Annotated in this window: 19 protein-coding genes and 1 pseudogene; 3 read left to right on the top strand and 17 right to left on the bottom strand. The window is 42.0% G+C overall.

Annotation, left to right across the window (positions count from 1 at the left end):
* Positions 1 to 3 precede the first annotated feature (3 nt).
* Positions 4 to 546: a regulatory protein GemA gene (locus tag A6J60_RS02955; protein WP_096064665.1), complete on the bottom strand. Its 543-nt coding sequence runs from the start codon at positions 544 to 546 to the stop codon at positions 4 to 6.
* Between the two features lie 3 nt (positions 547 to 549).
* Entirely contained in the window at positions 550 to 1,458 is a 909-nt protein-coding gene (locus A6J60_RS02960) for an AAA family ATPase (RefSeq protein ID WP_096064666.1), read from the bottom strand.
* A gap of 33 nt (positions 1,459 to 1,491) precedes the next feature.
* Here A6J60_RS02960 and A6J60_RS02965 point away from each other — a divergent pair, with 33 nt between their 5' ends.
* The gene (locus tag A6J60_RS02965; protein ID WP_096064667.1) at positions 1,492 to 2,064 is read left to right on the top strand and encodes a hypothetical protein; all 573 of its coding nucleotides are present in this window, start codon (positions 1,492 to 1,494) and stop codon (positions 2,062 to 2,064) included.
* A 29-nt stretch (positions 2,065 to 2,093) separates the two neighbouring features.
* Here A6J60_RS02965 and A6J60_RS02970 read toward each other — a convergent pair whose 3' ends face one another.
* Positions 2,094 to 4,106 carry a transposase domain-containing protein gene (locus tag A6J60_RS02970; RefSeq protein ID WP_096064668.1) on the bottom strand — a complete coding sequence of 671 codons (2,013 nt, stop codon included), beginning with the start codon at positions 4,104 to 4,106 and terminating at the stop codon, positions 2,094 to 2,096.
* A 12-nt stretch (positions 4,107 to 4,118) separates the two neighbouring features.
* Positions 4,119 to 4,382 carry a helix-turn-helix domain-containing protein gene (locus A6J60_RS02975; RefSeq protein WP_096064669.1) on the bottom strand — a complete coding sequence of 88 codons (264 nt, stop codon included), beginning with the start codon at positions 4,380 to 4,382 and terminating at the stop codon, positions 4,119 to 4,121.
* A 196-nt stretch (positions 4,383 to 4,578) separates the two neighbouring features.
* On the opposite strand from A6J60_RS02975, the gene A6J60_RS02980 reads away from it, so the two are divergent.
* A complete protein-coding gene (locus A6J60_RS02980) occupies positions 4,579 to 5,265 on the top strand; it encodes an XRE family transcriptional regulator (protein ID WP_096064670.1) in 687 nt (228 codons plus the stop codon).
* A gap of 269 nt (positions 5,266 to 5,534) precedes the next feature.
* Here the strand turns inward: A6J60_RS02980 and A6J60_RS02985 are convergent, their stop codons facing one another.
* The 8 genes from A6J60_RS02985 to A6J60_RS03020 all read right to left on the bottom strand — a co-directional run bounded on the left by A6J60_RS02985 (position 5,535) and on the right by A6J60_RS03020 (position 16,382).
* Positions 5,535 to 8,753: a lytic transglycosylase gene (locus A6J60_RS02985; RefSeq protein ID WP_096064671.1), complete on the bottom strand. Its 3,219-nt coding sequence runs from the start codon at positions 8,751 to 8,753 to the stop codon at positions 5,535 to 5,537.
* Between the two features lie 335 nt (positions 8,754 to 9,088).
* Positions 9,089 to 9,574, bottom strand: coding sequence for a hypothetical protein (locus tag A6J60_RS02990; protein WP_096064672.1), 486 nt, complete (start codon positions 9,572 to 9,574; stop codon positions 9,089 to 9,091).
* 399 nt (positions 9,575 to 9,973) lie between these two features.
* Positions 9,974 to 11,194 (bottom strand): CNNM domain-containing protein, encoded by a 1,221-nt coding sequence (locus tag A6J60_RS02995; RefSeq protein WP_096064673.1) that lies wholly within the window; start codon positions 11,192 to 11,194, stop codon positions 9,974 to 9,976.
* A gap of 69 nt (positions 11,195 to 11,263) precedes the next feature.
* Complete coding sequence (locus A6J60_RS03000) at positions 11,264 to 11,563, bottom strand: integration host factor subunit beta (protein ID WP_096064674.1); 300 nt, start codon at positions 11,561 to 11,563, stop codon at positions 11,264 to 11,266.
* Between the two features lie 529 nt (positions 11,564 to 12,092).
* Positions 12,093 to 13,775 (bottom strand): 30S ribosomal protein S1, encoded by a 1,683-nt coding sequence (gene rpsA, locus A6J60_RS03005; protein WP_096064675.1) that lies wholly within the window; start codon positions 13,773 to 13,775, stop codon positions 12,093 to 12,095.
* A 176-nt stretch (positions 13,776 to 13,951) separates the two neighbouring features.
* Positions 13,952 to 14,662 carry a (d)CMP kinase gene (gene cmk / locus A6J60_RS03010; RefSeq protein ID WP_096064676.1) on the bottom strand — a complete coding sequence of 237 codons (711 nt, stop codon included), beginning with the start codon at positions 14,660 to 14,662 and terminating at the stop codon, positions 13,952 to 13,954.
* 200 nt (positions 14,663 to 14,862) lie between these two features.
* Entirely contained in the window at positions 14,863 to 15,444 is a 582-nt protein-coding gene (gene tadA, locus A6J60_RS03015) for a tRNA adenosine(34) deaminase TadA (RefSeq protein WP_096064677.1), read from the bottom strand.
* A 194-nt stretch (positions 15,445 to 15,638) separates the two neighbouring features.
* Positions 15,639 to 16,382 carry a uracil-DNA glycosylase gene (locus A6J60_RS03020; RefSeq protein WP_096064678.1) on the bottom strand — a complete coding sequence of 248 codons (744 nt, stop codon included), beginning with the start codon at positions 16,380 to 16,382 and terminating at the stop codon, positions 15,639 to 15,641.
* Between the two features lie 383 nt (positions 16,383 to 16,765).
* On the opposite strand from A6J60_RS03020, the gene A6J60_RS03025 reads away from it, so the two are divergent.
* Positions 16,766 to 16,960, top strand: a complete 195-nt coding sequence (locus A6J60_RS03025; protein ID WP_096064679.1) for a hypothetical protein — start codon at positions 16,766 to 16,768, stop codon at positions 16,958 to 16,960.
* Positions 16,961 to 17,076: 116 nt separating this feature from the next.
* Here A6J60_RS03025 and A6J60_RS03030 read toward each other — a convergent pair whose 3' ends face one another.
* The 5 genes and pseudogenes from A6J60_RS03030 to argC form a co-directional block, all read right to left on the bottom strand.
* Positions 17,077 to 19,458 carry an AAA family ATPase gene (locus A6J60_RS03030; protein WP_413772374.1) on the bottom strand — a complete coding sequence of 794 codons (2,382 nt, stop codon included), beginning with the start codon at positions 19,456 to 19,458 and terminating at the stop codon, positions 17,077 to 17,079.
* A gap of 57 nt (positions 19,459 to 19,515) precedes the next feature.
* Positions 19,516 to 19,641: pseudogene (locus tag A6J60_RS13715) on the bottom strand (Clp protease N-terminal domain-containing protein); the annotation flags it as partial.
* A 567-nt stretch (positions 19,642 to 20,208) separates the two neighbouring features.
* Positions 20,209 to 20,625, bottom strand: a complete 417-nt coding sequence (gene clpS, locus A6J60_RS03035; RefSeq protein WP_413772357.1) for an ATP-dependent Clp protease adapter ClpS — start codon at positions 20,623 to 20,625, stop codon at positions 20,209 to 20,211.
* 138 nt (positions 20,626 to 20,763) lie between these two features.
* Positions 20,764 to 21,570 (bottom strand): hypothetical protein, encoded by an 807-nt coding sequence (locus tag A6J60_RS03040; protein WP_096064681.1) that lies wholly within the window; start codon positions 21,568 to 21,570, stop codon positions 20,764 to 20,766.
* A 362-nt stretch (positions 21,571 to 21,932) separates the two neighbouring features.
* The gene (gene argC / locus A6J60_RS03045) at positions 21,933 to 23,000 is read right to left on the bottom strand and encodes an N-acetyl-gamma-glutamyl-phosphate reductase (protein WP_096064682.1); all 1,068 of its coding nucleotides are present in this window, start codon (positions 22,998 to 23,000) and stop codon (positions 21,933 to 21,935) included.
* Between the last annotated feature and the right edge of the window lie 20 nt (positions 23,001 to 23,020).

Genomic DNA, 23,020 nt, shown 5'->3' on the forward strand with positions numbered 1-23,020 from the left:
CCCTTACTTGTCGTTTTTCAGTTTTTGTAGTCGCAACTTATCTTCTTCTCGTTGCTGCCAGCTTTTTAGTGTTTCGATTAACTGCCAAAGTTCTCTATCATCAGCACCACGCAAGTTGATAATAAGCGGCTTATCATCCTGCTTGCGTTGCTTGTTAAACAGCTTACGAGCAAAGGCATTCAGCGCATTATCGCTACCATCTTTTACAAATCCTTGCTGGTGCATCGTGATCCACAGCGCTTGGACTTTGCCTAGCATAGGCCGTTCAATCCTTTGCTCATCTTTATTGCGGACAGAGTTGTCTTTTTTACCACTGTACTTACCACGTCTGGCCTCAAAGCCTTTACTACGCATCTCATCAATCACGCCGTTAAGCTCAGCCAAAGTCATGTTTTTGATGCTACGCTTGGCACTGCCACTGACACGCTGGCTAACGTTAGCCAACATATCTCTGTAAGTCGCATCATCCAGCTGTAGCGCATGCATGCCAGTCTTTATAGTGCGTTTGAGCTTGTTCTTATAGATAGTCGTCGTATTAGTCGTCATAACTCACCCCATTTGCTTCTGTGCTGATAAGATCAGCGGTAGCGTGATTGGCTCATTGCGAGCCTTGGCAGTTAGTCCTGCAAGTTGCAAGTAGTTGGTTAGGGCACGCAATGAGCCAGCACCTTGACCAATGCTATATAAGGCATTCATCAGCTTGGTGTCAGACAGCTCAAGCCCCCAAGCCTGTGCTACTGCATCGATATCCTTTTTGCTGTTCTGTTGTACTGATTGTCTTTTGGCGTTACGACTCCAAAGCCGTGCAAACTGGTGACGCTGGTTAAATCCACCTTGCATCTGTGTATACACCTTGTCATTACCGATTAGCATAAAGCCGACTTCACTGTCTTCTTGCAAGATGCGTAATTCTTCTAACACCTTAAGTGGTAAGTGGTCAGCTTCATCAATAATCATCAAGCCCTTGGTGCCTGAGAGTTTCGACTTTAAGATGCGTGATAGTTTGCCAGCACGCTTAGGGGCATCACTGATACCAAGCTCTAACGCCATTTCATACAGCACTTCATTGATAGTGCAAATGCTAGGGCGTGCGGTTATCATCCATACGTTATTATTGGCTTTGGTGTATTGGCGAGCCGCTTGCGTCTTACCAACGCCAGATGCGCCGTATACCACACCCATCTTGCCGAACATCTTCAAAAAGTCGCAGTCAGCAAATATCTTTGTCGCAGTAGGTGTCTCTACAAAGTCAGGAGCAGAGACAAACGTAGCAGTCTGCTTTGTTTGTGCGTCATACCAGCTTTGCAGTGACGCCTCCAGCTTCTCGTTATCACCTTTATAACTACCCTTAAAAAAGCTGCTTAACGCACCAGAGCTAAAGCCACATTCTTTGGCAACTTGGGTTTGAGTTAAGCCTTTTTCTTCTATCAGTTGTTTTACTTGATCTGTTAATGTCATAATATTTTCTCTCTTCTATTTAAGAGGTTCGTTATGCTTAAGTTTTATAATACGCCACTCACCGTATCCAACAGCTTTCAAAATATGTTTTACACCTTTCACGAGATGCAACGTATTGCTTTTGAGGGTTGGAGTGATGAGGACTTTATTAATCTAAAAAGATGCCTTTTAATTGTAGGTAGCGATGAATTTTACCGATGGGAGCATGCCAACAAAAACGAGATCTTTTCTTTTTGCCTTGCTGATACAACACGGCGCAACAAGACAAAAAAGTGGCAAACCCCTGTCGCTCGTCTTTTGTTAGCTTGCACACGTTGGCGAATGCTCTGCTATTCACAAGAGTTGCAATCTGAGCTTGAAGATCTTGAAAATTTTGAGTCTGTATCTGAGATGAAAGAAATTCAAATGTCGGTGCAGTTAGTAGCCGACTGTCATGCAATTTTTGACGGTATTCCTGTGCTTCCTCCCGAAGCTGGTGGTCTTCTAGACGACTTAAATCAAACCCCTTGGTCTTTTTGGCAGAAGATTGTTGCAACTGATTTTGGTCAGCTTCTGCTTTCAGACATGGTGCTAGACGGTGATCACTATCGTTTGAAAGATTTTTAGTTTGCATTGGGTTTTTTGCTTGTGTTGTCTTACTCATCACTCATCTCCTTTTTTAACATTGCTATATAATTCATATAGTCATCTTGATGTTCCCACTCGTCATCTGCATCAGCTGTCTGCTTCCGCACCGTATTTCCTTCTATTCTCATAATCTCAGTAATACTTGGTATTGGAGGTGCATCATCTTTCACCTCAATCGCCGCTTCAAGCTCCGCATACTGTCTCTTAGTCATCTTCAACTGTGCTTTAGCAGCAGCTTTCTCATGTCTAATACGCTGTCTAAGATCTCTACTGTGCTCACGAGCCTTAGCCGTATCACCAAAGGCGACTTTCTTGGTACAAACTGCTTCAGCCAAAAACCTACCATCCAAGCTATATACCAGCACATTCTCATGTAGCTTTTGAGGATCAAAGCGGATAACCACTTTCTTATGATGACTACCGATTAAGTCCACCGCCTCATAACGGTTTTTCTGTCCATCAATGCTACCGCCAGAATGAGACTCAAACGTACCATTGTGTTTCAACGTCACCGCCTCACTGGTTAGCATTAGCAGGCGCATCTGCTCAGTGGTGGCACGGCGTATCGTCGCTTGTGCATAATCACGCTCAAACACTTGGTTAAAGCTATACCGCTTTAAACACAATTCAGTATCACGCCCCTCACGGTTGTTCCAAAGATCAACTCCCTTATCCAATGCGGTAATAAAGTCTTCATAGCTTGCTCCACGTTTACCACCGTGATAATTATCAGGCTTATCTTTAGCACTACCACCCGTGTTATGTCCTCTAAGTAGCATGTCTTTATCTACCGTTTCACCAAGGCCGCCGTGACTAAATGCACGTTCAATTGGTTTTGCCTGACCATGCCCTTTGCCATAGTTCACACTCGTCCAATGCACCTTGATACCAAGTATTTTCAAAATCCCATCAGGCTCGTCCTCTTTCACTTTGAAGCGGTAACGGTTAGGCACGCCACCTGTCATCTTCTTGTTAGCAGCCGCACGGGTATTATCAATAGTTGCTTCACGAGGTATGCCGTAGCGATATATCAAATCCATTAAAGATAAACGGATAGTGTCAGTGTTTTCAGACTTATCAGTACGGTAAGCAAGTATCTTGCGAGTACGCACGTCTTGCCAAAACCACGTCACTGGTCTGCAAATCTCCCCATCAGGAAACTCAACAAACACATTGTGTTTGTAGCCATCGCCATTAATCCACTCCATAGCCTCAAGTGACTCAACACTACGTTGTAGAGATGGGTACATTTCAAACAGCTTATGATCTCCTTGACGTAGTAACACTTGCTGGGTCATCGGCACTTCACGCTTAAGCTTACGCTTGACACTGCTAAGACTAGGTATCGTCCAACCATGCTCTTTTGCTAAAAGTTTTAAACGCTCGTAGCAAGTACCCATCTGTGGACGTTCAAGGCGTAAGTAATCTGCTTTAAACGCCTCCCATGCTTCAGGGGTAAAGTCCGCTTGACGCTTTTTGCTTTTGTGATAGTTACCGATTAATATTGGCAACCAATCACTACGCTCAAAGTTGCGTACCTTGTAATACCAGCGCTTTAATGAGCCTTTGCTAACACCGGTATCGGCAGCAACTTGCTCAATCGCTTGCACAGTACCCATGCCCGTGTTGATTAAGTCATCAACAGCAAAGCAGTTACCCACTTGTTCAGTAGCTTTCTGTTTTTGCTTAGCTGTAGCATCCTCCCAGCCACTCCAAAGCACTTCTGGCAAATAGTTTGCCTGTTTAGGTTCATCTGCCTGTTTGGGCTGATTGTCTTTTGCTTCACGAGCTTGTTGCTTTGCTACCTGCTTGGCAACCTTGATATGGATTTCGTTTTGAGCATCCTCAGGCAGGCTTTCAAAGGCGTATTCAAGACCACCACCACGCCCAACCCGTTTTCTGCAAGCCCAACCCTCTTTAGATGCCTTTTTCCGTACATTCGCATGGAAAGTTGGTAAACATGTAAGTTGCATGTTTGCTAGCTCTTTTGCGGTATAATACTTTTTAATTTCTACATTCATGTTTATTTTCTCCTAACATGAGTGTAGACTAGGGGTGTAGTTTCTTTGTGCAAATCTTTGAGGCCAGATAGTTTCAGGTTCGACTCCAATCGCTTCTGCTATTAACCTTTCAGATTTTGGATATGGCTTATCTAGCGCACTTCTAAGCGTACTGGGGGATAAGCCATGTTCTCTTGCCAATCTAGCTACACTCCAGCCTTTTTTATGTAAGGCGGCAACAATATCCGCACGATGCCAGTCGTGCGTATTTTTTTTACTTACTTGTACGTTGTTCATCTTAGTTTCTCCTTTAAGCTGACATGTGTATTACAACATGTATGTAATATAAATTCAACATATATATCTATATACATGTAAAAAAAAGTAAAAAACATAACTTACTTATCGTAATCCACTGATGTATATAGCTTTGATGAAACATGTATATAAATAGAACATAGATATTAAACATACATATTTAAAGGTTTATAACATGTATATAAAAGAGTTTGCTGAGCGGATTGATATTGCGATTGATAAGATAGGTGGAGTGGGTAAAGCATCTTCGATTATTGGTGTATCCAATCCGACTATTGGTAGGTGGAAGGATGGATCATCAGATGCCAAGCTTTCAAATATTGCAGCATTTGCTAAAGCAGCAAATGTAAGCCTAGACTGGTTAATCTTTGGTGATACAGAGTCTCAACCACCACAGCAGCTAGCACCTGACTCAGAAGCGGTTAATGATGATGAATACGTCCATATACCTGCTTTTGACATCGCTGTCAGTGCAGGGCATGGCATGTTCAATGACGGCACTATTAAGCCCAACAAATACCTAGCGTTTCGCCGCCACTGGGTGCAAGCAAGGGGTTTAACTGTTAAGTGTTTAGCGGTGCTGTTCACAGAAGGTGACTCAATGATTCCTACCATTCCAGAGAATGCAGCTATCGTCATTAATAGAGAGCGCAACCAAGCGCTGGATGGCAAAGTGTACGTCATCCGCATTGATGACAGGCTGTATGTCAAGCGTACTCAGTGGATACCGACAGGCGGGCTAAGGCTTATCAGCGATAACAAAGCCTATGACAGCTTCGATATATCCAAGCAGGATATGCAAGCTAATGATATTGAGATATGCGGTCAAGTCATCCATGCCAGTTACGATCTTCCTGACTAATCTTTGCCCACGAAAAAGGGCAGCCTAAGCCACCCTTTTAAAACTCATTTAAACATCTTTTAAAGCCCGTCAGCGTATTCCCATTTTAACTGGCTATATCGCCCTAAATCGGCTGGTGTGCTAAAATGAGAATAATTTAAAACGTCGAACTTTTGAATCTTTCAAACCTTGGAATTACGTGGACTTCATGGGGCTTGTCCCATCTATTCCCGCATAGTTTAACTTATTCCCATATTTAGTGATTGGTTACAATAGGGAGTCCACAGTATTTATTGGACAGGTACTTTTAGAATCTGTCCAACTTGTAGCATGGTGTTGCTGCTAATACCATTAAGTTCAGCGAACTTCTGTGGCGTCATACCGTATTTCTTAGCCAAACCAATCAAACTATCCCCTGATTTTACTTTATAAGTGGTAGTAGTAGATGGGATGGTAATTTTTTGACCAATCTGTAGCTCTGCTGTGGTACTTAGACCATTCGCAGAAGCCAATTGACTCACTGTCAGTCCATGCTGACTGGCTAGGCGATTAAGCGAGTCGCCAGATTTAACGGTATAGTTGCCACTTGTAGTAGTAGCTGAGCTTGAGCTGCTGCTAGTACTCGACTGGCTATTTGAACTGCTAGTGCTAACGCCAGACTTGGTGTTTGGTACCTTAAGCGTTTGACCAATACGCAACCCAGCCGTTGCACTAATGCCGTTCGCTGCTGCTAAATCAGCGGCAGACACACCATACTCACGCGCTAAGTTAATCAGACCATCACCTGCTTTTACCTTATAAGTACCTGTATAAGATACTTTAGAGGCCGTTGAGGTATTGGTTGATGTTGACTTATTGCTTGTTTGATTACTTGTCTGACTGCTAACAGGCTGTGAGCCGCCTGCTGGAATGGTCAATGTCTGACCGATAATTAAGTTTGCCGTTGGGCTGACATTATTGGCTTTAGCAAGATCACTGACAGATACTTTGTACTTATTGGCAACACTGGTTAATGAATCACCAGGTTTCACTTTATAGCTAACCGCTTCATTGCTCACTTTAACGGACACTTGTTCTTTGGTTGCCGGCAACTTCAATTTTTGCCCACGTAATAGCTGACCTGTGTCAGAAATATTATTCATTTCTGCAATTTGGGTATGCGAAACACCCAGCTTATTAGCAATACCAATTAATGTATCACCAGATTTTACCGTATAAGTGGTGGTTTCACCTTGGTAGCTATTAGATGAGCCACTGCTCTTAGACTGACTGCTATTAGTATTTGTGGTTGTAGACTGTGTTGATTGGGCTGGCACTGTTAAGCGCTGACCTACCAATAACTGCTCGTTGGTTTCTAAGCCATTCATAGCCGCCAAGGTATCAACAGACACGTTAAATCGTGAAGCCAGAGCAATTAAGCCCTCACCTCTTTTGACGGTATAACTTTGGGTTTTCCCTTTGTAAGCTGATGCACTGTTAGTAGAAGTGCTGCTGCTACTGGTTTCGACCTTACCTGGGATTAACCAAAGCTTTTGGCCGGTACGGAGCTGAGCATTGGTCGATAATCCGTTATAGCTTGCCAAACGTGAGACACTCAAACCAACACGGTTAGCCGTGCCGATTAAGGTATCGCCTGGACGAACAATATAGGTATTTGGTTGCGCACCACTTTGACTAGGGTCAGGCTTGGCTGCTGAGCCAAGAGGTGCGATCGGCTGTGCATTGTATAAATACAATTTAGTACCGGCCATTAATGTCGAATTTGGATTAATTTGGTTCCAATCCGCAATATCGCGCCAGTTAAGTCCAGCTCTAGAGGCGATATTAACTAAGGTGTCTCCACGTTGTACGGTATAAACACTGCGTGTGCCGGCAGGCTTAGGTGGCGTAGCAGGTTGCTGTTGTGTTGACGATGATGATGTGGTTGGTGCAGTGCTTGTAGAGCGATCAAAGCTGATACGCTTTTCTTCACCACGCGCTTCCAAAATTGACTGCTGGGTCTGAATTGCTTCCAACTTAATATTACCATCGACCGAGCTTACTACTTCACCCACACCTGGAGACTGCTGACGAATTTGCTGTGAAATAAATTCTTTTTCTTCAGGTGACAAAGGCGGCTCTTGCACAATGGTATCGTTCTTAGTTAGTTGCGCAGAGGTAGTCGGCAGCGTGTTTGAAGTCGCTAGCTCAGATTCAATTTTTCTTTTTTCAGCATCACTGATAGGTGGTTCTTGCGTGGTTGAGGTATTCACAGAGGCTGATACATTGGGCGCAATATAGGTGTTATTCTGCTGCGGTGCACGTGCTTTACTGGCGAACTCCGCTAAGCCTTCAGGAGATTTCGCCATGACTTCATATTGTGAGTCAGGGATAGTATAAGGCGTTGTGCTGCCACTTACCGTACCGCCATTACCATTTAGATTACTTAGTTTAGAATCTACTAACACATTAATTTGGTTAGGAATAATGACACGGTTAGGACCAGACGTATCGACTCGGCCATTTGTTAAGGCTGGGTTCAATGCTTTTAGCTCGTCATAGCTAACACCGGTAATCTGTGACACTTCGTACAGGCTAACACCATAGTTAACCGGAACACTTCTGAAATGCTGACGGTTAGCAATGGCTGGTAAAGCGATACTGTATTGATTGGTGTCTTTAACGATTTGGGCTACTGCCATAAAGCGTGGCACATAGTGCATGGTCTCAGTCGGTAAAGACAGTGACCAATAATCAGTGGGTAAGCCACGCGCACGGTTGGCATCTATTGCTTTTTGTACACGTCCTGGACCTGCGTTATAAGACGCTAGGGCCAACTCCCAGCTGCCAAACTGATTATATAATGAGGTTAAGAAGTCGTATGCAGCACGAGTCGATTCGATAACATCACGACGACCATCATAGGTTGGCGTTTGGGTTAAGCCATAAATACGGCCGGTGCTAGGAATGAACTGCCATAAACCAGCAGCGGCGGCATTACTGGTACCGGTTGGATCATAAGAACTTTCAATGACAGGCAGTAGTGCAAGCTCGGTCGGAATGTTACGACGCTCAGCTTCTCTAATCGTATGGTACAAATAGCGACTGGCACGCGCTGTTAATCGGTTGATATATTCTTGACGTGTGATAAACCAGTTTTTCTGAGCATCGATACGCTGCTGTTGGCTAAAGCCATAGCTTTGGTCCATGCGAAATCCAGCGCGCATTCTGTCCCATAAGTTACCGTATTGCTGAATGGCCAACTTATCATCTTCCACCATTTTCATATCGGTGGCTTCTAATAGGTTCTCAAGCTCTGCTAAGCTGTCATCGTCTAACAGTGAGGTGCTGTAGCTACTGTCAGTGGCTGGTACATTTGATACCGCTTCGTTCTGAGCCACTGGGACTCTAGTCGACGTTCCGCCTGCAACCGGCGCTGTATTGCTACTACAACTTGCTAAGAAAACTGAACCTATAGCGATGACTAAAGGAAGTTTGCAGAATTGAACGGAAGTTTTTCTAAAGTCCATAACAGTAATAACCCAGTAGAAGAAATGTAGATGAAATAAAAATTATAATAGTAAGTAAAAAATGAGTAAGCGGGCTCAATATAGCCCGGTCAATATCTAGCCAATATGTGCCGCTGTTTACTTGTTAGCAGTCTAATGTGCGGTAAGCTGTAAAATGCACTCAATTGAAGTGCTTAATTTATATAGCAAACCAGATACGACCCGCTAGACACCATAAAAATGATGCATCTAATGAGACGTATCTAGTCGCAAGCTGTTTGTAACAAATAAGGTGTTAATCTTAAGCCTAATTTTGAAATAACTTAATTAGCTAAATCGGCTTAATCACAATCAACTTAATCAATAGTCACTTGTGATACAGCACGTAGTAGTACCGCGTTATTGTTACCTGCTTTTAAAGTGGCTCTTGAAGAAGTGGTAAATGTTCTTTTCTCACCATCTTTCACCCAAGACTCAACGGTTTTAACGTCTGCTTTGGCTTGACTGCCGCTAATGACGACATTAGATATACTGATATCATAAGTATAGTTGCTTGAGTTCGTCCAACTTTTTTGTAACAAATTAAGATAAGCTGACTTATCTAAGCTGGTCGTTTTGCCACGACGTGATAATGAAATCAAGGCTTCATCAGCCACTAGATTTGATACTTGGCTGACGTTTTTGCTATTTGCCGCTTGCTTCATTTTTGCCGCATAGTTTTGAACGTCGGCTTCAGAAAGGTCGGCAGCTTGAGCAGCTGTTGCTGTTAAGCTTACTGCTGTCGCCATAGCAACTGGTGCAATAACAGTTGATAATAGGTTATTTGTATTAAAAATAGCCATGGTTTGATCCTTTGTTAATTATGAGATTATTTATTGTTAGTATGTTTACGTGTTGACTGTCTTAAGTAGCTGTCTTAACTTAACTGTTTTAAACGATGAGCACTTAAGTGATCAGTCAGTAGTCGTTGTCACTTTTATCATTTCTGTCATGGAAATGTTTGCCTTTGGCATTAAACGATTTGACATCAAATAACAGGACACGTGCCTTAGTATGTGGCCTTATCTTACTATATTAACAAGATGACAATCCTAGCTGAATATTAACCGCATGTAATAATTAGTGACAAAACACAAGATTTACTCACTAACTAGCATGATTTTTTACTATGCCTATTACCAAACTGTTAATGAACTAGCCTATTAAGCCTCTTTATTAAAAAGACTTAGATATTGGTTCGGCTACTGGTTGTTCTCATGGGTATCGTCATCTTCAACCAGCATACCCAAACGTGCAGAGCGACGTTGCATCATTTGTCGTGCTAACGCCTGCATATCCTCTACTCTATCGACTTCATCAACAATCTCTAGTCCCAATAACGTCTCAAGCACATCTTCTAACGTTACCAGTCCTTTCACCTCACCATACTCACCAACAGTAATGGCGATATGGATTCGGCTATTTAACATCAAATCAAGCAAATCAAACAGCTTCATTTTTGAGAACACAAAGGTAATCTCACGCTTATAGCTTTCAAGTGGCTTGTCCATGTGATTATTAGCTTTGGCTAATAAAATATCGGACTTAAGCACAAAGCCTGTCACCTTATCTAGATCTTCATCATAAATCGGCAGTCTTGAGAACATCAGCTTAGGACGATTGGCCAAAAGCTCAGCCACGGTAATAGATTGATCAAAGGCATGCATCACTGAACGAGGCGTCATGATATCTTCAACTTTGATCGCACCAAAAGCTAATAAATTACGAATAATTCTAGATTCTAACGGATCTATTTGACCTGACTGCTCACCCACGCTTGCTAGTGCAGCAAACTCATTTCGGCTAAATGAATGTGCCTTTTTACCACGGGTTAACAGTTTGGTTAACTTCTCAGATACCCAAATTAATGGGTATAACATAAAGATGATAGCTTTAACAAAATAAGCAACAGGGCCTGATAACTGGCGCCAATAAACAGTGCCCAATGTTTTAGGGATAATCTCAGAGCCGATAAGAATAATTAACGTCATTGCCGCTGAGAACACACCAAACCACTGGCTACCAAAGACGATAGTCGCCTGAGCACCCGCTCCAATAGAACCTACTGTGTGTGCGACTGTATTTAAAGTCAAAATAGCAGCGATTGATTGATCGATATTGTCGACTTTGACGTTTTTCAACATCGCTGATTTTTTAGGATTTTCTTCTGCAATAGAAGCCACATAAGAAGGCGTCATTGTCAGTAACGCAGCTTCAGAAACAGAACACACAAAGGAGACGGCAACGGATAGCGTCACAAACCCAATGAGCATAAATACATGAAAGCTGTAACTAGAGGTCTGTATTGCGGTGTCAACGGCACCACCAGCGGCGTAAGCAGCTAACGGCATCATGACTAATAGTGCAAGTAAAGTTGTCTTTTTACGGGAAAACAATGCTGATGTTCTAAATCGAGCTTTCAAGTCAAACACCTAATGTAGTTAAACATAATGAAGAATAAGGGCTACAGGATAGCATTAATTGAGGTTGGATTACATCCATTTATCATTGACACCTTCACGCAATGCTTTGCCTGGCTTAAAGTGAGGAATGGCTTTTGCCGGTACCAATACGGTTTCACCAGTCTTTGGATTACGCCCTTGTCTGGCATCACGATGGTGTAAACAAAAGGTACCAAAACCGCGAATTTCTATACGGCTGTTATTGATAAGATTGTCTGATAACAGTGCCAAAATTTCTCGCACTGCGCTATCGACGTCTGAATCAGTAATGTAGTCGCAACGTGATGCTACGTCTTGGATTAAATCTGATTTATTTATAATACTTGTCATATCCTTGTGACCTTAATAAATAATAGTTAAAAATTAATATAATAATAAATGGCTTTAAATCGCTAGTCCTTTAACTGATTTTGAGCAAAATTTGATACAGTGGCTGTTTAAATAAGAGGGATTTATATTCCATATTGATCTTAAAGTCATTAAGGAAAATACCCAGTACTTGTGCCATATTTAGTATTGCTTCAGTGCTTAATTTAGCTAATAGCACATTCGAGCTTTTTCACTCATTGTTAAGTCTATAGCTAGAGACCCTGCAATTAAATAAATGGTATTGTATTTAATTGCTTAAGTAGATATTAAATCATAACTTGGCCTTGCTGTGGAGTTTATCTGCAACTTTTTTCGACATTTGTAGTGTAATAATCGTTTTTTGCAACAAAAAAGGAGCAACCCGAGGGTCACTCCTATTTTTTGACTTCATATTAGGGCCATATCAAAAATAATAAACTCAATTTATGATATTAAAATTAATGACATAGCCACTAACTAACACTCAACTTATTATCAAAATAAGCGGTGATTAGTCTTCTTGCATTTGCTCTTTAATCAAGTCACCAATTGTTTTTGGCTGTGCTTCAGGAGCAGCTTGAGTGCTACCAAGCTCTTTAATTGCTTGACGCTCTTCTGCTTCATCTTTCGCTTTGATTGATAAGCTGATGCCACGTGACTTACGGTCAACGCTGATGATTTTCGCTTCAACAGTGTCGCCTTCGTTTAGGTGCTTAGTAGCATCTTCAACTTTATCACGCTGGATTTCAGAAGCGCGTAAGTAACCTTCTACTTCGTCAGCTAAAGTGATAGTAGCGCCTTTAGCGTCTACTTCTTTAACCGTACCAGTTACGATTGAACCACGGTCGTTAGCAACTAGGTATTCGTTGAATGGATCAGAGCTTAACTGCTTGATACCAAGGCTGATGCGGTTGGCTTCAGCGTCAACTGATAGAACCATAGCTTCAACAGTGTCGCCTTTGTTGTAGTTACGGATAGCTTCTTCGCCAGCTTCGTTCCAAGAGATATCAGATAGGTGAACTAAACCATCGATGCCACCGTCAAGACCGATGAAGATACCAAAGTCAGTGATTGACTTGATAGTACCGGTTAGCTTATCGCCACGGTCATATTTCTTATCGAACTCTTCCCATGGGTTTGGTAGAGTTTGTTTGATACCTAGGCTGATACGACGACGCTCTTCGTCGATATCTAGGATCATAACGTCAACTTCGTCACCAATCTGAACTACTTTAGATGGGTGGATGTTTTTGTTAGTGTGATCCATTTCTGAAACGTGTACTAGACCTTCGATACCGTCAGAAATTTCAGCGAAACAACCATAATCAGTTAAGTTAGTAACGCGTGCTTTAACGATGCTACCTACTGGGTAAGTACCGCTTACGTTATCCCATGGATCTGTACCTAGTTGTTTTAGACCTAGGCTTACGCGATTGCGCTCACGGTCAAACTTAAGTACTTTAACTTTAAGGTCTTGACCCACTTCAACCACTTCAGATGGGTGCTTAATACGGCGCCATGCCATATCAGTGATGTGTAGAAGACCGTCGATACCACCTAAGTCTACGAATGCACCGTAGTCAGTTAGGTTTTTAACGATACCTTCAACTTCGATACCTTCTTCAAGTTTGTTCAATAGCTCTTCGCGCTCAGCTGAGTTTTCAGCTTCCATAACCGCTTTACGGCTAACAACAACGTTGTTACGCTTCTGATCTAGCTTAATGATTTTGAACTCAAGCTCTTTGCCTTCAAGATGTGTCGTGTCACGAATAGGACGTACATCTACTAATGAACCTGGTAAGAAAGCGCGTACTGAACCGATATCAACAGTAAAACCGCCTTTTACTTTGCTTGAGATAACGCCTTTTACAATTTCATCGCCTTCAAATAATTTCTCAAGCGCATTCCAAGTTTCAACACGTTTTGCTTTTTCGCGCGACAGTAGGGTTTGACCCATGCCGTTGTCAACAGCCTCAACTACCACATCAACGCTGTCGCCCACTGCTACTTCAAGCTCGCCATTGTCGTCTAAGAACTCTTCACGAGCTACCACACCCTCAGACTTTAAACCAGTGTCAACTGTAATCCAATCGCTATCGATTGCTACAACAGCACCGCTGATAACTGAGCCACGCTCAATATCAAGACCCTGCTCTTCTAGACTCGCTTCAAATAGTTCAGCAAATGATTCCATTATGATTACCTTAATATAGCCGTATCCTGTCCAGCACAGTACGGTTCAAGTTAATGAGAATAAAAGATTGACGCTGGTTTTACTCTTTTACTCTCATTTGATAAAAATGTTATTTTGAAAGATGATTCTCTTAAAATCTAAAACGATTGTTTATAACAAAAGACTATTATAAAAAATTATGCACTAAAACTAATGCCTTTTTGTTGGCAGAAGTTTTTGATTTGTGTAAACACCTGATCTGCAGAAAGCTCTGAGCTATCTAATAGTAAAGCATCAGGTGCCGGTTTTGACGGAGAGGCACTTCTATTTTCATCGCGTGCATCTCTATCTTGAATACTTTGTAATATTGCTGCGTAGTCTGCCTGTTGACCCGCTTGTTGCAATTGAGCCACTCGGCGCTCTGCGCGTGCTTCAGCACTGGCTGTCAGATACACTTTAGCATCTGCATTTGGGAACACCACTGTGCCCATATCTCGGCCATCTGCTATCAAGCCTGAGTCATTGGCCATGTCTTGTTGCAATGCCAATAAGGCGGCTCTAACTTTAGGCAAGGCTGCCACTTTTGAGGCATAACCGCCGACGGTTTCATTTCTAATCTCGCCCGCCACATTATGACCATCAACCACAATATCAACTTGCCCTGATGCTTGCGGCAAGAACTGAATATCAAGCTGCTCAGTTATTTGCGCAATGTTCACTTCATCATCAGCATCTAGGTCAGGCTTGTCTTGTTTTAGCAGTCCGGCTTCAAATGCTTTTAGGCCAACAATGCGATATAAAGCACCTGAATCTAATAGGCGGTAGTTTAATGCTTGTGCCAGCCTTAAACACACAGTACCTTTTCCTGCGCCACTTGGCCCATCGATGGTAATGACAGGAAAGCCCATGTTAGTCACCTATTATCGCTGCTTAGTTTACTTAAGTCCTAGCCTTATAAGCTCTATAACGCGCCATTGGCTATGACCATTAATCATTGTCTATCTATCATTGCATTCATCACCAAAACAGTACAACTGTAAGCAATAAACGCAAATAGGGCCGGATTATAACAAATTTCTAACGCTTTCACCAGTCAAAATTAGACGATTTAATTGCTAACTTGCCCAGTGGCTTTTGCCTGACTTTTTTGTTGTCTCCGGGCTTTAAAAAATGACTTTAATTGCTGCTGACTTAACGAGCGTAAAAGTTCAGAGTTCACCTTTATTCGGTGATTATAGAAGCCCATTTTTGATAAATCTAACTGACTGCCTACCATGCCGGCGCGTGGCTCGTATGTGGCAAACACTAAGCGCTGAAGGCGCGCATGTATCAAAGCCCCAAAGCACATGGTACATGGCTCAAGCGTGACATACATTGTGGTATTCGGCGGTAATCGATAGTTCTGTATTGTCTCACAAGCACAGCGTAGGGCCACAATTTCTGCATGTGCTGTCGAATCATGACTGGTGATAGGTTGATTAAAGCCTTCACCAATCACCTCACCATCACAAACCAGCACTGCCCCAACAGGCACTTCTTCTAGCTCAGCTCCGCGCGCTGCTAACGATAAAGCTCGCCGCATAAACTTAACATCAGCTAATGTCCAATATTTGGCACTAGCTAGGTAGCTAAGTGCTTCACTAGAAGACTCAAACCCTTGGTAGGAACTTAAACGATTAGGATGGCTCATAAGGCTCACAACACAGGTCAAAATTTAATGGCTTCAATAATTAATTGCTTTAATACTCAACTTCAACGACTTAACTCTTAAATAGCTTTAATACTCAGTAGCGATTGCTTTATGTTAGTTCATTTATATAAGTCACTTTATCCTAGTTACCTTATATGAGCCACTTTATATAAGTCGCTTTATTTTAATTGGTTTTACTGTGGTAACTGCCATTGAATAGGAGTCTTACCATGCTGCTGTAAATACTGATTGGCTTTTGAAAAGGGCTTACTACCAAAGAAGCCGCCTCTGTTCGCAGCCAATGGCGAGGGATGCACAGCTGATAACACCAAGTGCTTATCAGTGTCAATAAAGCGGCCTTTAAGTTTGGCCTTACTACCCCACAGAATAAACACTGTATTTTGGGTCTGCTGATTTACCACATCAATCACCGCATCAGTAAACTGCTCCCAGCCTTTACCTTGATGACTGCCTGCCATGCCCTCTTCTACCGTCAATGAGGCATTAAGTAATAACACACCCTGCTCCGCCCATGTGGTCAAGTCACCGTGTCGTGGAGTCAATGTGCCAATGTCATCGGCCATTTCTTTAACAATATTACGTAGTGATGGCGGCATCGGAATCATTTTAGGAACCGAGAATGAAAGCCCCATGGCCTGCCCTGGCCCATGATAAGGATCCTGACCCAAGATCACCACTTTCACATTAGACAGTGGGGTTAAATTAAAGGCGTTAAACATTTGACTGGCTTTGGGATAGATACTTTTACCTGAGCCATATTCTTGTTTTAAAAAGTCACGCAAGTTGTCCATATTGTCTGAGGTTAACTCGTCAGCCAACGCTTGCTTCCAGTCTTCTGGCATTTTGACATTGGCCAATATCGCCTGTTTTTCAGCGTCTGTTTTTTGAGTTTTTAGATTTTTTTCAAATAAGTCCATATGTGCTTACCTTGTATTGTTTTATGCACGTCTAAAAAAATAATGAGTTGCTAAATATACCCCACTCTTAACTCTTTGTAAGTTATTGAAAAATAAAGGCTTAGAAAAATTTTATTCTACAATCTAAATTAACAAGCCTTCTGAAACCAATGGATTGGAAAAAAGAGTTGATATTCGGGTTAAATATATTAGCGACTCTATAAGCATATAGTAGTTACTTTTATAACAACACTACTATGGCGTGTACCTAATATAAGCAGTATTACAGTGAAATAATTGATACGTTGATACTGCTTAACCGTTTCGCTATACTTTTCTTATTAAGCAAGACGGCAACAAACATGAAGAGTATTAATAATAGACTCTTCAGATTAGGTGATTGAATGCAAAACAAAAATACAGTACCAAAATGGCTACTAGTAGTAATTATTGCTGCAGTCGTCTCCCATCTCCTATTACTTTTGAGCAGTTATCATAGTAAAAAACAACTACAAGAGCAGCAGGAATTTTATCAATTAGCAAGTGAGATGAAAGAAGAATTGAATCTTGATATCGACATTCCTGAAGTAGAAAAATAAAACCTTCAACAACGATACTTTTACTCAGTTGCCTTTCACTTCAATTTATCGCCCCGACTATAACAAATAAAGCTAGCAATAATGCTAGCTTTATTCACTTGCAACCTTAGCAATTATTAGCCTTCTTCGGTATCAGCGTATTCAACACCACGTTGGCCATGCTGCTCGACGACAGTTAACAAGATACGGCTGCCTTCTGCGGCCGCTTTGCCATCATCATCAATCGCACTATCAAACGCTTCTTCGCTTAAGGTCACATGCACCGCACCGCCATCAACCAAGTCACCAAACAGCACCATGTTTGCTAGTGGCTTTTTGATTTCATTTTGGATTAAGCGCTGCATTGGGCGTGCACCCATCAAGCGATCATAACCTTTTTCTGCTAAGTACTCGCGTACCGCATCATCAATCTCTAACACCACTTGTTTATCATCTAATTGGGCTTGAAGCTCAACTAAGAACTTATCAACTACCGAGATGACAATCGATGGGTCAAGCGGGTTAAACTGAATAATGGCATCCAAGCGGTTACGGAACTCTGGTGTGAACACTCGGTTCATCGCTTCTGTATTGTCTTTACTGTGATCTTGCTTGGTAAAGCCCATAGAAGAGCGACTGATATTTTCAGCACCAACGTTAGTAGTCATGATTAAGATTACTTGCTTAAAGCTAGCGACACGGCCATTGTTATCGGTTAACGAGCCATGATCCATGACTTGCAATAGCAAGTTGAACACATCAGGATGCGCTTTTTCAATCTCATCCAGCAGTAATACACAATGCGGATGTTGATTAATCTTTTCGGTTAACAGACCGCCTTGATCAAAGCCAACATAGCCTGGAGGCGCACCGATTAAACGTGACGCGGTATGCGCTTCCATGTACTCAGACATATCAAAGCGAATCAGCTCAATACCCATCAAGTTGGCAAGCTGTTTAGAAACTTCGGTTTTACCAACACCGGTAGGACCTGCAAACATAAACGAACCAATCGGCTTGTCAGTGGGTTTCAAGCCAGCACGTGACAGCTTAATAGCATCTGATAGCGTCTTAATCGCCTCCTCTTGACCAAACACTAAGCGATTCAAGTCACGGTCTAGATGCTGCAGCAATGATTTGTCATCATTTGAGACAGACTTAGGCGGAATACGTGCCAATTTAGAAATAATGGCTTCAATGTCTTCTACATCAATCACTGTCGGAGCAGGCGCTTCTGTTTGCTGCTCTTCTTGAGCCGCGTCATTATTCTCTGAACCATGTTCTGCTTCAGTAGTCTCTTTCTGAGTACTTTCGGCTTCAACACTATCATCTAAGCTGCTAGTATTAGCATCCGCATCATTGTCTAAACCTGAGTCATCAGCATCAATTTCAGCGGTATAATCAGTACTACTGATGTCACTAATCAACTGATCTTCATCTGCTACTTGCTCAGCATCAGGAGTAATACCCAAACGCTTATAAGCACCTGCTTCATCGATCACATCAATCGCTTTATCTGGTAAAAAGCGCTCATGAATGTGTTTGGCTGACAGCTGTACCGCACTCACTAAAGCGTCATCGGTATACTCAACATTATGGAACTCTTCATAACGTGATTTCAAGCCACGTAAGATTTCGATACTGTCATCAATACTTGGCTCATTGACATCGATTTTTTGGAAGCGACGCGATAGCGCATGATCTTTTTCAAATACTTGGCGATACTCAGTAAAGGTCGTTGAACCAATACATCTTAGCTCACCATTGGCCAAAGCAGGTTTGATTAAGTTCGAGACATCCATATTGCTGCTCATCGACGAACCTGCGCCAATAATCATATGAATCTCATCAATAAACAAAATTGCATTTGGCTTTTTCTTAAGCTCATCAAGCAATGCTTTCATACGTTTTTCAAAGTCACCACGATACTTGGTGCCTGCGATTAAGGTACCAATTTCGAGGCTATAAATAACGCAGCCTTGTAGTGGCTTAGGCGCTTTATTGTTAATAATTAACCAAGCCAAGCCTTCAGCGATAGAGGTTTTACCCACACCAGGGTCGCCCACTAATAATGGGTTGTTCTTACGGCGACGGCACAACACTTGCGCGGTACGCTCAATTTCACTTTCACGACCGATTAATGGGTCTGTTTTGCCCTCTGCTGCGCGCTTATTTAAGTTTTGCGCATATTCTTCTAATGGATCTTTTTTGCCACGGCTTGCTTTGCCCTCTTCGGCTTCCGCATCGTTTTGACTGCTACGCGTCTCATCACCATCGGTACCGTGTGATAAATACTGTGTCAGTTCAAGACGACTAACGCCTTGCTTTTTAAGCAAATAAACCGCATAGGTATCGTGTTCTGAGAACATAGATACTAAGATATCTGAGCCTTGCACCAGTCTACCTGAGCCAATCGATTGCACATGGAATATGGCACGTTGCAAGATACGGTCAAAGCTTTGTGTTGCTTGAGGCGTTTGTTCAAGATCAGCATCAATCTTAGGCGTATGCTTTTCTATGTACGCTTCTAAATCTGTACGCAGGCTACTGATATCTGCGCCGCACGCCTTTAGAGTGGTGACGGCGTTGTTATTTTCGAGCAGTGCCAGCAATAAATGCTCCACTGTCAAATACTCGTGTGACTTCTGTCGTGCCAAAGTCATGGCAAGACGTAATGAAACTTCGAGATGACGACTTAACATAGAGATATCCTAATTATATTGTTATTTTAAATGGGTTAGATCTTGAGAGTAATTACTTTACTCTTCGCCTATTGCTCAGATGGCAACTAAAGGACTCATCTTATTATTTTGGCATTGGCCTGGGGTTATCAAAGTCTATTTTTGTTCAACCGTGGTTTTATAATAGTGTCACTTTAGTCCATTCATTAGCAAGTTAAATTTTAGTTTAAGTGTTTCAGTTACCTAACCAAAGACATCATATTTGTTGCACAGCAACCATTTAATAGCCATCTAAGACAATTATTGTTTCATATTGATGAATTTATCACTCTGGTTTGGCAGTTGGGAACACTCAAAATATAAATATTAACAAGGCGTTAGCCAGATCTATACCACATACTCATACCTACTTAGTAGGGTTGACTCACCCAAAAATCAAGAGCGAACCCTGATAATGTGTTAATCGAAGCTTAACAAGCACAAAAAAACCTCTGAACACCCAATTAGGATATTCAGAGGTTTTCGTTTAATCAAAGATAAAGCCAACTGGATTAAGCTTATTGGTCTAGCCCGTTGTTTATTATCCTATCAGCTTTGATGCGGCTCAATTTGGCTTAATAACGGGTAGCCCTCTTTACGCGCGGTTTGATTAACCTTTTTGGCTTTGGTTTCAGCAATATCCTTAGGATAAATACCAGCAATGCCACGGCCTTGATGATGAATATTGAGCATAATCTCAACCGCGTCATCTATATTATGGCGAAACTCTGACTGTAGCACATAGACCACAAATTCCATTGGCGTATAGTCATCGTTATACATCACCACAGCATACATCGGCGGCTCAGCAATTTCAGGGTCAGCCAGCATCACATCTACCTCACCCTCCTCTTGCGGCTGCTCATCAATCAGACGAGAAGGCAAAGTGGTCGGCATAATAGGCAGTGAGGCAGGATGATGCCAGTCCGCTGATACTTGCTTATTCATGATATTGTCAGTATTCATTGGTTGTTTCATAAATTATATTTAAGCTACATCGGTCTGCTTACTGTTTAAGAGTTATTGTTAAGAATTATCGTGATTAAGCGGTGACTTGATCACCACTTATCCTACAAGTTTCCTATAGCTATTACTTATTAAAGGTTACTTATCTTTATCATCGCCACTCTTACCATCGGTAACAGGACGTTGATCGGTTTCTGGAATTTCAGATAAAGACATTGGCATGGCGTCTACCGGGCTAGATAACTGCCAATTATAGATTTGCTCAACCTCTTCTTCGTTAGCCGTTAGTGTCAATTTCGCCTGCTTAGGGCTAAATCCTTTTGGCATCACAAAGCGTCCACGGATTCGAGCCATACCTTGAATATTATAGGTACTCGGTTCTAATGGCACTTCTACTAGATTTTCTTCATCAAGCAACGTTAAGGTTGGCGTTAATCGATGCTGTCGCCCATCTTTCGATAACATGGCCACATCAAAACGATACTCAAAGGCGTTTTCTGGCAAAGGTTGCATCTTAGCGCCTACGATTTGCAATGGTAAGCCGCCCTGCTCAATCAGGCTATTGGCATAAACATCATTGACTTGCAATAACTGTAAGTTTTTCACTTCCAGCTCTTGGATATCTGAGCGCAACTGACCTAAGTTATTTAAGCTGATATCACGTTCTTTTTTGGCAGCTTCTAACTGCGACGTTAACGAAGTAACATTGGCCTTCAATTGCTGGATACCTTCAGAGGTCAACTCTTGAGATTCATTTTGCTCTTCATAGGCTTTTTGCGATGCTTGATAACCTCGGTAGTAACCAAACTTATGACCAAATGCCATAGCCATCACCCCAGTTAATAGCACGGCACTAGCAAATAATACCAATACCAGCGGGCTCATCAATTTATTAGATGATGACTTAACAAATTTAGGGCTGGGTTTGCTAATTTCGGTAGGCATGTGTTCTAGACTCGTATCTGGTGAATCGGCAATGAGTTAAAGCGCCAAAACTATTAATGTTAAATTTAAGGTCAGAGAAGATTTAAGGCTACGTATTATACCTAACTCTTAAAACAATAACTAACCTCATATTAGCATCGATGAAAACTCTAACTCATTGGTGCGACAATCATTGATGCCATACTAACCCAAGGCATCAACTTAAGCTACAATAAATTTACTTAGCTATCCATCAAGTTTAAATAACAAAAAAATTATATAAAATATTGATTTTTATCAAAAAACTTATCAAATCCTTGAGTCAACTGTACTCATCAATCAACAGCAAGCAAAACAGCTAAAATAAACGCTCTTATGACAGACTAAGGGACAACTGGAACATGGTTAAGCCCTAACGCCTCGTCAAAGCCAAACATAACGTTCATACACTGTACAGCTTGTCCTGCAGCGCCTTTAACCAAGTTATCTTGCACAACCAAAATAGTGGCTTCTTGTCTGTCATTATTTTGATGAACCGCTATACGCAATCGGTTGCTGGCTCTAACACTACGGGTATCAGGATATTCACCTTGAGGTAGCACGTCTATAAATTGCTCATCTTTATAAGCATTTTCGTATAAAGACTGCAGATCTAACTTGCTTGCCTCTTCAGTCAGCCCAAGGTGAATGGTCGTAAACATACCGCGTATCATCGGCACTAAGTGCGGTACAAAACGAATGTTATGAGTAAATTTACTGCCTAATAACTGATGTACACCTTGCTCAATTTCAGGTAAATGACGATGCCCAGTGACACCATAAGCATTAAAGTTATCAGTGGTTTCAGCATAGTTTAAATTTAACTTAGCCTGACGTCCAGCACCTGATACACCTGACTTAGCATCGATAATTATACGCGATTCGACCAGTTGCTTATTGTCTGCATTTTGTGCATCGATGATTGGCTTTAGGCCTAAAATAGCGGTGGTTGGATAACAGCCTGGATTACCAATCACTTGTGCCGACTTAATCGCGTCACGGTTAATCTCTGGCAATCCATAAGCGGCTTGCTTCAACAACTCTGGGCACGCATGCTGATGCTTATACCAATGTTCAAACGCTTCAAGTGACTGCAAACGAAAGTCTGCTGCAAGGTCAATGACTTTTACCCCTGCATCCACCAGTTTTTGAGCCTGTTGCATCGCCACACCGTGCGGTGTTGCAAAAAATACCACATCACACTCAGCTAAGGCTTCTACTGTCTGCTCACCCAGATCACTATAAACCAAATCTGAAATCCCTCTCAAACTTGGAAATATAGAGGCCACTGGCTTACCTGCTTCAGAGCGTGATGTCAGCCACTTAATAGTGACTTCTGGGTGTGAGGACAACAGGCGTATAAGCTCCACACCTGTGTATCCGGTACCGCCGACGATGGCTACTTGCAACATATCTCATCCTATCTGATTAT

Source organism: Psychrobacter sp. FDAARGOS_221 (assembly GCF_002313155.2).
Classification (GTDB): Bacteria; Pseudomonadota; Gammaproteobacteria; order Pseudomonadales; family Moraxellaceae; genus Psychrobacter.

Bases quoted from the DNA above. Each gene is read 5' to 3' on its own strand.
- A6J60_RS02955 (WP_096064665.1), bottom strand. From the start codon at position 546: ATGACGACTAATACGACGACTATCTATAAGAACAAGCTCAAACGCACT.
- A6J60_RS02960 (WP_096064666.1), bottom strand. From the start codon at position 1,458: ATGACATTAACAGATCAAGTAAAACAACTGATAGAAGAAAAAGGCTTA.
- A6J60_RS02965 (WP_096064667.1), top strand. From the start codon at position 1,492: ATGCTTAAGTTTTATAATACGCCACTCACCGTATCCAACAGCTTTCAA.
- A6J60_RS02970 (WP_096064668.1), bottom strand. From the start codon at position 4,106: ATGAATGTAGAAATTAAAAAGTATTATACCGCAAAAGAGCTAGCAAAC.
- A6J60_RS02975 (WP_096064669.1), bottom strand. From the start codon at position 4,382: ATGAACAACGTACAAGTAAGTAAAAAAAATACGCACGACTGGCATCGT.
- A6J60_RS02980 (WP_096064670.1), top strand. From the start codon at position 4,579: ATGTATATAAAAGAGTTTGCTGAGCGGATTGATATTGCGATTGATAAG.
- A6J60_RS02985 (WP_096064671.1), bottom strand. From the start codon at position 8,753: ATGGACTTTAGAAAAACTTCCGTTCAATTCTGCAAACTTCCTTTAGTC.
- A6J60_RS02990 (WP_096064672.1), bottom strand. From the start codon at position 9,574: ATGGCTATTTTTAATACAAATAACCTATTATCAACTGTTATTGCACCA.
- A6J60_RS03000 (WP_096064674.1), bottom strand. From the start codon at position 11,563: ATGACAAGTATTATAAATAAATCAGATTTAATCCAAGACGTAGCATCA.
- rpsA (WP_096064675.1), bottom strand. From the start codon at position 13,775: ATGGAATCATTTGCTGAACTATTTGAAGCGAGTCTAGAAGAGCAGGGT.
- cmk (WP_096064676.1), bottom strand. From the start codon at position 14,662: ATGGGCTTTCCTGTCATTACCATCGATGGGCCAAGTGGCGCAGGAAAA.
- tadA (WP_096064677.1), bottom strand. From the start codon at position 15,444: ATGAGCCATCCTAATCGTTTAAGTTCCTACCAAGGGTTTGAGTCTTCT.
- A6J60_RS03020 (WP_096064678.1), bottom strand. From the start codon at position 16,382: ATGGACTTATTTGAAAAAAATCTAAAAACTCAAAAAACAGACGCTGAA.
- A6J60_RS03025 (WP_096064679.1), top strand. From the start codon at position 16,766: ATGCAAAACAAAAATACAGTACCAAAATGGCTACTAGTAGTAATTATT.
- clpS (WP_413772357.1), bottom strand. From the start codon at position 20,625: ATGAATACTGACAATATCATGAATAAGCAAGTATCAGCGGACTGGCAT.
- A6J60_RS03040 (WP_096064681.1), bottom strand. From the start codon at position 21,570: ATGCCTACCGAAATTAGCAAACCCAGCCCTAAATTTGTTAAGTCATCA.
- argC (WP_096064682.1), bottom strand. From the start codon at position 23,000: ATGTTGCAAGTAGCCATCGTCGGCGGTACCGGATACACAGGTGTGGAG.